The following is a 9224-nucleotide window of genomic DNA, read 5'->3' on the forward strand; positions in this document are numbered from 1 at the left end:
CACCCACCCTGACCCGCCTGGTGGATGTGCTCACCGAACACGCCGAAGAGAATGCACAGATCATTCCAGTCAGCGTGTTCTGGGGCCAGTCGCCCGACAGCGAGTCCAGCCCCTGGAAACTGCTGTTCGCCGACAGCTGGGCCGTCACCGGCCGCCTGCGCCGGCTGCTGAGCATCCTGATCCTGGGCCGCAAGACCCGGGTGCAATTCTCCGCGCCCATCAACCTGCGTGAGTTGATCGAGCACAATAAAGGCCACGAACGCACCGTGCGCATGGCCCAGCGCATCCTGCGGGTGCACTTTCGCAACCTGAAAACCGCAGTGATCGGCCCCGACCTGTCCCACCGGCGCAACCTGGTGAAGGGCCTGGTGAACATGCCACTGGTACGCCAGGCGATCCTCGACGAGGCCGAACGCGAGAAAATCACCCCCGAGAAAGCCAAGGCCCAGGCCCTGCGCTATGGCAACGAGATCGCCTCGGACTACACCTACACCGCCATCCGTTTCCTCGAAGTGGTGCTGAGCTGGTTCTGGAACAAGATCTACGACGGCATCAAGGTCAACAACATCGAAGGTGTGCAAAAGGTCGCCCAGGGCTACGAGGTGATCTATGTACCGTGCCATCGCAGCCATATCGACTACCTGCTGCTCTCCTACCTCCTGTTCAAGAATGGCTTGACCCCGCCGCACATCGCCGCCGGGATCAACCTGAACATGCCGGTGATCGGCAGCCTGTTGCGCCGTGGCGGGGCGTTTTTCATGCGCCGCACCTTCAAGGGCAACCCGCTGTACACCTCGGTGTTCAACGAATACCTGCACACCTTGTTCACCAAGGGTTTCCCGGTGGAATACTTCGTCGAAGGCGGACGCTCGCGCACCGGGCGCATGCTGCAACCGAAGACCGGGATGCTGGCGATCACCCTGCGCAGCTTCCTGCGTTCCTCGCGCATGCCCATCGTGTTCGTGCCGGTGTACATCGGCTATGAGCGGGTGCTGGAAGGCCGCACTTACCTGGGCGAACTGCGCGGTGCGAGCAAGAAGAAAGAGTCGATTTTCGATATTTTCAAAGTGGTCGGCGCCCTCAAGCAGCGCTTTGGCCAGGTCGCCGTGAACTTCGGCGAACCGATCAAGCTGGCTGAATTCCTCGACAGCGAGCAGCCCGACTGGCGCTCCCAGGAGCTGGGCCCGAACTACAAGCCGGCGTGGCTCAACGAAACCACCAACCGCCTCGGAGAACGGGTGGCGCAACACTTGAACGAAGCGGCGGCGATCAATCCGGTGAACCTGGTGGCCCTCGCGCTGCTGTCCACCACCCGCCTGGCCCTGGACGAACAGGCGATGGCGCGCCAGCTGGATCTGTACCTGGCACTGCTGCGCAAGGTGCCCTACTCGCCCCACACCACCCTGCCGGAAGGCGACGGCCTGGCGCTGATCAAGCACGTCAAGGACATGCACCTGCTGTCGGAACAGAGCGATGCACTGGGCAAGATCCTCTACCTGGACGAGCAGAACGCCGTCCTGATGACCTACTACCGCAACAACGTGCTACACATCTTCGCCCTGCCGGCGCTGCTGGCAAGTTTCTTCCAGAGCAGCTCGCGGATGAGCCGCGAACAGATCCTGCGCTATACCCGTGCGCTCTACCCGTACCTGCAATCGGAGCTGTTTATCCGCTGGTCCCTGGACGAGCTGGATGCTGTGGTCGACCAGTGGCTGGACGCCTTCGTCGAACAAGGCCTGCTGCGTTTTGAAAACGACGTGTACCTGCGCCCGGCGCCGAGCTCACGGCAGTTTGTGCTGTTGACCCTGCTGTCCAAGAGCATCGCCCAGACCCTGCAACGCTTCTACATGGCGATCTCGCTGCTGCTCAACAGCGGCCAGAACAGCATCAGCGCCGAAGAGCTGGAAGACCTGTGCACGGTCATGGCCCAGCGCCTGTCGATCCTGCACGGCCTGAATGCCCCGGAGTTCTTCGACAAGAGCCTTTTCCGACATTTTATCCAGACCCTGCTGGAGCAAGATGTGCTGCGTCGCGACGAGGCCGGCAAACTGAGCTATCACCCGCTGCTGGGTGAGCTGGCCGAAGGTGCAGCCAAACGCGTATTGCCCGCGGAGATTCGCCTGTCGATTCGCCAGGTCGCACTGCATCGCAGCGAAGAGGCGGCAGACCAGCCTGTGGTACCCGAAGAAACACACTAGAGTGACCGAGGCGCCAGGGTGTTTCTGGCGCCGTTGACAAGGAGCTGCACCATGAAAAAAATCATCCTCCTGGGCCTGACCGCCCTGCTGGGAGCCTGCCAGACCATGAGCCCCGCGCCCAAAGCCAGCCTCGACGGCGAAGTGTTCTACCTGCAACGCATCGCCCTGCCGCCCGCCGCCACCTTGAGTGTGACCCTGCAAGACGTGTCCTTGATGGACGCCCCGGCCGTGACCCTGGCCGAGCAGAAAGGCCCGGTGAAAGGCCAGGTGCCGCTGCCCTTTCACCTGAGCTACGACCCGACCCAGGTCAAGCCTGGCCACAGTTACTCGGTGAGCGCTCGCATCGAACTGGAGGGCAGGCTACTGTTTATCACCACCGAACGGCACTCCGTGCAGTTGAACGGCCAGGACCCACAACCGCTGCGCCTGCGCGTGGATGCGGTTGCACACTGATTAAAATATCGAACATAAGGAAGCGCCCATGCTCCGTAACTCCCTTCGCCTCACTGCCCTGTGCGCCGGCTTGCTGCTCGGTGCCAACGCCATGGCCTTGTCCCTCGGCAGCCTGTCCCAGGGCGACGCCACCGGCGGCCTCAAGGATGCACTGACCCAAGGCGCACAGATTGCCGTGAAACAACTGGGTGTGCCCGGTGGTTTCAGCAACAACCCCGAAGTGAAGATCGGCCTGCCGGGCAAGTTGGGCAAAGTCGCTGACAAGTTGAAAATGTTCGGCATGGGTGACCAGGTCACGCAACTTGAAACCAGCATGAACAAGGCGGCCGAGTCTGCTGTCACCCAGGCCCAGCCGATCCTGGTAAACGCGGTGAAAAACATGAGCGTGACCGATGCCAAGGGCATCCTCACCGGCGGCCAGGACTCGGCCACCCAGTACCTGAACAAAAGCAGCCGTGACGAGATCCGGGCCAAGTTCCTGCCGATCGTCAAGGCCGCTACCGACAAGGTCGGCGTGGCCCAGCAGTACAACGCGCTCGCCGGCAAGGCCGCCACCTTTGGCGCCATTGATGCCAAGAGCGCCAATGTCGAAAGCTACGTGACCGAACAGGCGCTGGACGGGCTGTTCAAGATGATCGCCCAGCAGGAAGAAACCATTCGCAAGAACCCGGCGGCGGCTGCCACCAGCTTGGCCAAGAAGGTGTTCGGCGCGCTGTAGATCATACCCGGCAACTAAAAACGCCCTGAACTATTCAGGGCGTTTTTTTTAATAGCGGCACTTGCAAGGCAAATCACTACCCATGGCATTGCTGTTGCTGCTGTTGGTGGTGTTGTTTTCGGTTTTGATATTAATGTTGATCTCGGGCTGGCCATTGCCATTGGACCGACCGAAATTCGGCCCTATTCCAAATACAGCCCCCAACAGGTGCAGTGGTGAAACCAGTACTGGAAAAATCATACACACTCCTCGATATCTATGGTCAAAAGCCCCCTCTGAGTGGCAAGGCAGCCCGAGTGGTTCCCGGGCTGCCTCGAGTCAGCGGCTATCGATGGATCGGAAAGAGTGCCGATGACCTCTGGTAGGGTTGGTGGGCCTCATGCACCGGCGCCTGGTGATACGGCTTGGGCCGCGCAGGCAGGACAGGCGCCGTTGGTCGGGAGTGATGCCCGTGGTTGAAACCGGGCCGTCCATGGCCGGGCTTGTGCGGTCGCGCCGTATCAGCTTCTTTATTGGAACCAGGCAACAGATTGCCCAGCAGTGACCCCAGGAAAGCACCTTTGAAAGCTGCCAGGGCAGACAAAATAAACATATGACACTCCATGAACTCATTGTTGTTCATCGGGACCGCAGGCTTGCGGCCCCGACAACGACGTCTGTCAATCAGACAATTCTGAGTGGAGCACCACGGGCAAACGTTCCGTCGCCCAGGGTCGTAGTTTGCGTCTATGTGTGAATGACCAGAGGCATTTCCTTACAGGACACCCCTGCCACTCGCAGCCTTACACCGCCTCCTTGCGCACCCGAAACCACGCCGCATACAGCGCGGGCAGGAACAACAGGGTCAATGCCGTCGCAACAATCAAGCCGCCCATGATCGCCACGGCCATCGGCCCGAAGAACACGCTGCGGGACAGCGGGATCATCGCCAGTACGGCCGCCAGCGCCGTCAGCACAATCGGCCGGAAGCGCCGCACGGTCGCCTCGATAATCGCCTGCCAGGGAGCCAGGCCGGCCTTGATGTCCTGCTCGATCTGGTCCAACAGGATCACCGAGTTACGCATGATCATCCCCGACAGCGCGATGGTCCCCAGCATCGCCACGAACCCAAAGGGCTGGCGGAACACCAGCAGGAACAGTGTCACCCCGATCAGGCCCAAGGGCGCCGTGAGAAACACCATCGCGGTGCGGGAGAAGCTGCGCAATTGCAGCATCAGCAAGGTCAGCACCACCACGATAAACAGCGGCACACCGGCCTTGACCGAGTTCTGCCCACGGGCGGAATCCTCGACCGTGCCGCCAACTTCCAGCAGGTAGCCGTCCGGCAGTTCAGCACGCACGCCTTCGAGGGTCGGCAGGATCTGCTGCACCAGGGTGGCCGGTTGTTCCTTGCCGTAGATATCGGCGCGAACGGTCACGGTCGGCAGGCGATTACGGTGCCAGATGATGCCTTCCTCAAAGCCGTATTCCAGGGTCGCGATCTGCGACAGCGCCACGCTCTTGCCGTTGTCGGTCGGCACCGCCAGGCTTGGCAGCAGCGACAGCTCGGTGCGCTCATGCACCGTGCCGCGCAGCAGGATTTCGATCAACTCGTTGTCCTCGCGGTACTGGCTGACGCTGGAGCCCGTGAGGGAACTCTGGAGGAATTTCGACAGGTTGGCGGTGCTCACGCCGAGGGCACGGGCGCGGTCCTGGTCAACGTTGAGGTAGACGATCTTGCTCGGTTCTTCCCAGTCCAGGTGCACGTTGACCACGTGGGTATTTTCGCGAACCTTGGCCGCCACTTTCCGCGCCAGGGCCCGGACTTCTTCGATGTGCTCGCCCGTTACCCGGAACTGCACGGGGTAGCCAACCGGCGGGCCGTTTTCAAGCCGCGTAACCCGCGAACGCAGGTCCGGGAATTGTTCGTTGAGGGTTTCGATCAGCCAGGTGCGCAAGCTTTCGCGCTCCTCGATGGTCTTGGCCAACACCACAAACTGGGCAAAGCTGGCGGCCGGCAGTTGCTGGTCCAGCGGCAGGTAGAAACGTGGCGAACCGGTACCGACATAGGCCACATAATTTTCAATACCTGCATGTTCCTTGAGCAAGGCTTCAAGGCGTTTGACCTGGTCAGCCGTATTGCTCAGGGACGCGCCTTCAGCCAGTTTCAGGTCGACCATCAGTTCCAGTCGCCCGGAAGCCGGGAAGAACTGCTGGGGCACAAAGCGGAACAGCGCCACCGAGCCGATAAACAGCAGCAAGGTCAGGACGATCACCGTCTTGCGCCGACGCACGCACCATTCCACCAGGCGTCTTACGCGCTGATAGAAGGGTGTGCCGTAGGGATCCGGCCCGTCGGTGCCATGCTTGGCCGCATGAATCTTCGCCAGGTCCGGCAGGAGTTTTTCCCCCAGGTACGGCACGAACATCACGGCGGCGACCCACGAGGCCAGCAGCGCAATGGTCACCACCTGGAAGATCGAGCGGGTGTATTCACCGGTGCTCGATTGCGCCGTGGCAATCGGCAGGAAACCTGCGGCCGTGATCAGGGTGCCGGTGAGCATCGGGAAGGCTGTGCTGGTCCAGGCGAAACTGGCGGCCTTGAGCCGGTCGTACCCTTGCTCCATTTTGATCGCCATCATTTCCACGGCGATGATCGCATCGTCCACCAGCAAGCCCAGCGCCAGCACCAGCGCGCCGAGGGAGATTTTGTGCAGGCCGATGCCGAGGTAATACATGGTGGCAAACGTCATGGCCAACACCAGCGGAATCGCCAGGGCGACCACCATGCCGGTGCGCACGCCCAGAGAGAAAAAGCTCACCAGCAACACAATCGCCAGGGCCTCGGCGAGCACCTGGACGAATTCGCCGACACTGGTTTTTACCGCTGCCGGCTGGTCCGACACCTTGCGCAGTTCCATACCGGCAGGAAGGTTCTTCTGCAGGCGTGCGAATTCGCCTTCCAGGGCCTTGCCCAGCACCAGGATGTCGCCACCATCACGCATGGCCACGGCCAGCCCGATGGCGTCGGCGCCCATGTAGCGCATGCGCGGTGCCGGTGGATCGTTGAAGCCACGATGAATCTCGGCCACGTCACCGATACGGAACGTACGATCACCGACGCGGATCGGGAAGTCGCGAATCTCCTTAACGGTCTTGAAGTTGCCGGACACCCTTAACTGCACGCGCTCGCTCGGGGTTTCAAAGAAGCCGGCGGTGGACACCGCGTTCTGTTCCTGCAACGCCTGCTGCACGGCCGCCAGCGGCAGGCCGAGGGTGGCGAGCTTGAGGTTGGACAGCTCGATCCAGATCTTCTCGTCCTGCAAGCCCAGCAGTTCGACCTTGCCGACATCCGGCACCCGTTGCAGCTGAATCTGGATGCGGTCGGCGTAGTCCTTGAGCACGGCGTAGTCAAAGCCATCGCCGGTCAGGGCGTAGATATTGCCGAAGGTGGTGCCGAATTCATCGTTGAAAAACGGGCCCTGGATATCCGGTGGCAGGGTCTGGCGAATATCGCTGATTTTCTTGCGCACCTGGTACCAGAGGTCCGGGATCTCTGCGGAGTGCATCGAATCCCGGGCCATGAAGGTGACCTGGGATTCACCGGGCCGCGAGAAGGAGACGATGCGCTCGTAGTCGCCGGTCTCCATCAATTTCTTTTCAATACGCTCGGTGACCTGGCGCGACACTTCCTGGGCCGTAGCGCCTGGCCAGTTGGTCTTGATCACCATGGCCTTGAAGGTAAACGGCGGGTCTTCGCTTTGTCCCAGCTTGGTGTAGGACAAGGTGCCGACCACTGCCAGCAGGATCATCAGGAACAGTACGATCTGGCGATTACGCAACGCCCATTCGGAAAGATTGAAACCCATCGGGGACTACTCCTTGGCCGCCAGACTTACCACTCGATTGGCGCGATCCACCGGGCGCACTTGCTGGCCCTCATGGAGTACATGCACACCGGCGGCGATCACCCAATCAGTGGGGTTCAAGCCTTCCAGTACCGGCACGGTTTTCTCGCCAAAGGCGCCGATCCGCACCGGTGTGCGCTTGAGGGTATTGTCGGGCTGCACCACCCAGACGTAGGACGCGCCGTTCTCCGCGCTCAGGGCAGACAGCGGCACCGCCAGGGGAATCACACCGTCAGCCTGGATGAAGACGCGAGCGCTCTGCCCCAGTTCCGCAGGCACTTTGCCGCCGGTAAACGCGACGCGGGCGGCGAAGGTTCGCGACTTTGGATCGGCAGCCGGCGACAGTTCGCGGATGCGGCCGTTGAAGCGCTGGTCAGGCTGGCTCCACAGTTCCACGGACACCGGCTGGCCAATCTTGAAACGCCCGAAGCTTTGCTCCGGCAGGCTGATCAACACCTCCCGCTCGCCATCGGTGGCCAGGGTGAATACGGTCTGGCCGGCCGACACCACCTGGCCGACTTCCACTGCACGCTTGGCGACCACGCCATCCTGGGGTGCGCGCAACACGGCGTAACCGGCCTGGTTATTGGCCACGTCGAATTCGGCCTTGATCTGCTTGAGGCGTGCTTCACCGGAGCGGTAGAGGTTTTCGGAGTTGTCGTACTGGGAGCGGCTGACCATCTGACGGTCCATCAGGGTCTTGTAGCGGTCACGCTCGGCGCGCACCAGGCTCAAGTTGGCGTCGGCAGCGGCGACCTGGGCGCGGGTGGCTTCCAGTTGCAGGCGTACGTCCTGAGGGTCGAGTTCGGCCAGGGGCTGGTTGGCCTTGACGCGCTCGCCCTCCTCCACCAGTCGTCGGCTGACTTTGCCGCCAATGCGAAAGGCCAGGTCGGGTTCATAGCGTGCACGCACCTCGCCCGGGTAGCTGTCGGAAGCCTGCGCCGAAGGCTCTGGCTGAACCACCATGGCCGGGCGGACGGTGGTTTGCGCCGCTTCTTCATGGCCACAGGCAGCCAACAGGAATAACAAGCTGGCAGGCAACGCGAGTGGCAGGAAATAGCTGCGCATGCTGAAGGACCTTTCGCTAATGGTGCTAGGAATAATTATACTGGCCAGTATGTTATTAATACCAAACTCACCAGTCCAGTAATAAAGTGAAAATGTCCGACAATCCTGTGAACACCAATAGCCCCGGGCGTCCCAAGGACATGGCAAAACGCCAGGCGATTCTTGATGCGGCGAAGATCCTGTTTTTGAGTAATGGGTATGCCAGTACCAGCATGGATGCCGTGGCAGTGGAGGCGGGGGTGTCGAAGCTGACGGTGTACAGCCATTTCACCGACAAGGAGACGCTGTTCTCGGCGGCGGTGGTTGCCAAGTGCGAAGAGCAGTTACCGGTGATGTATTTCGAGCTGCCCGAGGGTATGCCGGTGGAGAAGGTGCTGCTCAATATCGCCCGCGGGTTTCATGTGCTGATCAATAGCGAGGAGTCGGTGAACCTGCATCGGTTGATGATGACTTCCGGGAGTCAGGATCCGAAGTTGTCGCAGATCTTTTTCGAGGCCGGGCCGATGCGTATGTTGCAGGGGATGGAGCGGCTGCTCGGTAAGATCGACCAGAGTGGCGCATTGCGTATTGCCAAGCCGTTCACCGCGGCGGAGCATTTTTTTTGCTTGCTCAAGGGGACGGCGAATTTTTGTTTGTTGTATGGGTGTGGGGGGCAGTTGAGCGCTGAGGCGGCCGAGGAGCATGTGCAGGAGGTTGTGGGGCTGTTTATGCGGGCTTATCGGGCTTTTTGAACTGAGTACATATCCGTTATTTAGGTAACGGCCACTTAGGGTTCCGCTCTTACAGCGGCTCACTTTTGAACAGCGCAAAAGTAAGCAAAACGCTCTTGCCCCACCACTCGGCACCTCGCCTAGGCTCGGTGTGCCCTCACTCCGGCTTTGGACCGTGGGCCGCCGTCAT

General features: G+C 61.0%; 7 protein-coding genes. 4 read left to right on the forward strand and 3 right to left on the reverse strand.

Features of this window, described 5'->3' with window-relative positions:
* From plsB to AC3WKX_RS33620, 3 genes are all read left to right on the forward strand, one after another.
* Nucleotides 1-2198: glycerol-3-phosphate 1-O-acyltransferase PlsB (gene plsB, locus AC3WKX_RS33610; protein ID WP_102650726.1), on the forward strand; the 2198-nt coding region annotated here is incomplete at its 5' end.
* A 51-nt stretch (nucleotides 2199-2249) separates the two neighbouring features.
* Nucleotides 2250-2651 (forward strand): YbaY family lipoprotein, encoded by a 402-nt coding sequence (locus AC3WKX_RS33615; protein WP_102606471.1) that lies wholly within the window; start codon nucleotides 2250-2252, stop codon nucleotides 2649-2651.
* A 28-nt stretch (nucleotides 2652-2679) separates the two neighbouring features.
* Nucleotides 2680-3369, forward strand: a complete 690-nt coding sequence (locus AC3WKX_RS33620; protein ID WP_003219356.1) for a DUF4197 domain-containing protein — start codon at nucleotides 2680-2682, stop codon at nucleotides 3367-3369.
* Between the two features lie 48 nt (nucleotides 3370-3417).
* Here AC3WKX_RS33620 and AC3WKX_RS33625 read toward each other — a convergent pair whose 3' ends face one another.
* From AC3WKX_RS33625 to AC3WKX_RS33635, 3 genes are all read right to left on the reverse strand, one after another.
* Nucleotides 3418-3609 (reverse strand): hypothetical protein, encoded by a 192-nt coding sequence (locus AC3WKX_RS33625; RefSeq protein ID WP_102606472.1) that lies wholly within the window; start codon nucleotides 3607-3609, stop codon nucleotides 3418-3420.
* A 542-nt stretch (nucleotides 3610-4151) separates the two neighbouring features.
* Nucleotides 4152-7217 (reverse strand): efflux RND transporter permease subunit, encoded by a 3066-nt coding sequence (locus AC3WKX_RS33630; RefSeq protein WP_102606473.1) that lies wholly within the window; start codon nucleotides 7215-7217, stop codon nucleotides 4152-4154.
* Between the two features lie 6 nt (nucleotides 7218-7223).
* Nucleotides 7224-8324: an efflux RND transporter periplasmic adaptor subunit gene (locus AC3WKX_RS33635; protein ID WP_003219359.1), complete on the reverse strand. Its 1101-nt coding sequence runs from the start codon at nucleotides 8322-8324 to the stop codon at nucleotides 7224-7226.
* Nucleotides 8325-8416: 92 nt separating this feature from the next.
* Between AC3WKX_RS33635 and AC3WKX_RS33640 the strand changes: the two genes are divergently transcribed.
* Nucleotides 8417-9055 (forward strand): TetR/AcrR family transcriptional regulator, encoded by a 639-nt coding sequence (locus AC3WKX_RS33640; RefSeq protein ID WP_003219360.1) that lies wholly within the window; start codon nucleotides 8417-8419, stop codon nucleotides 9053-9055.
* Nucleotides 9056-9224: the final 169 nt, after the last annotated feature.

It is taken from the genome of Pseudomonas sp. GP01-A4 (assembly GCF_058780865.1).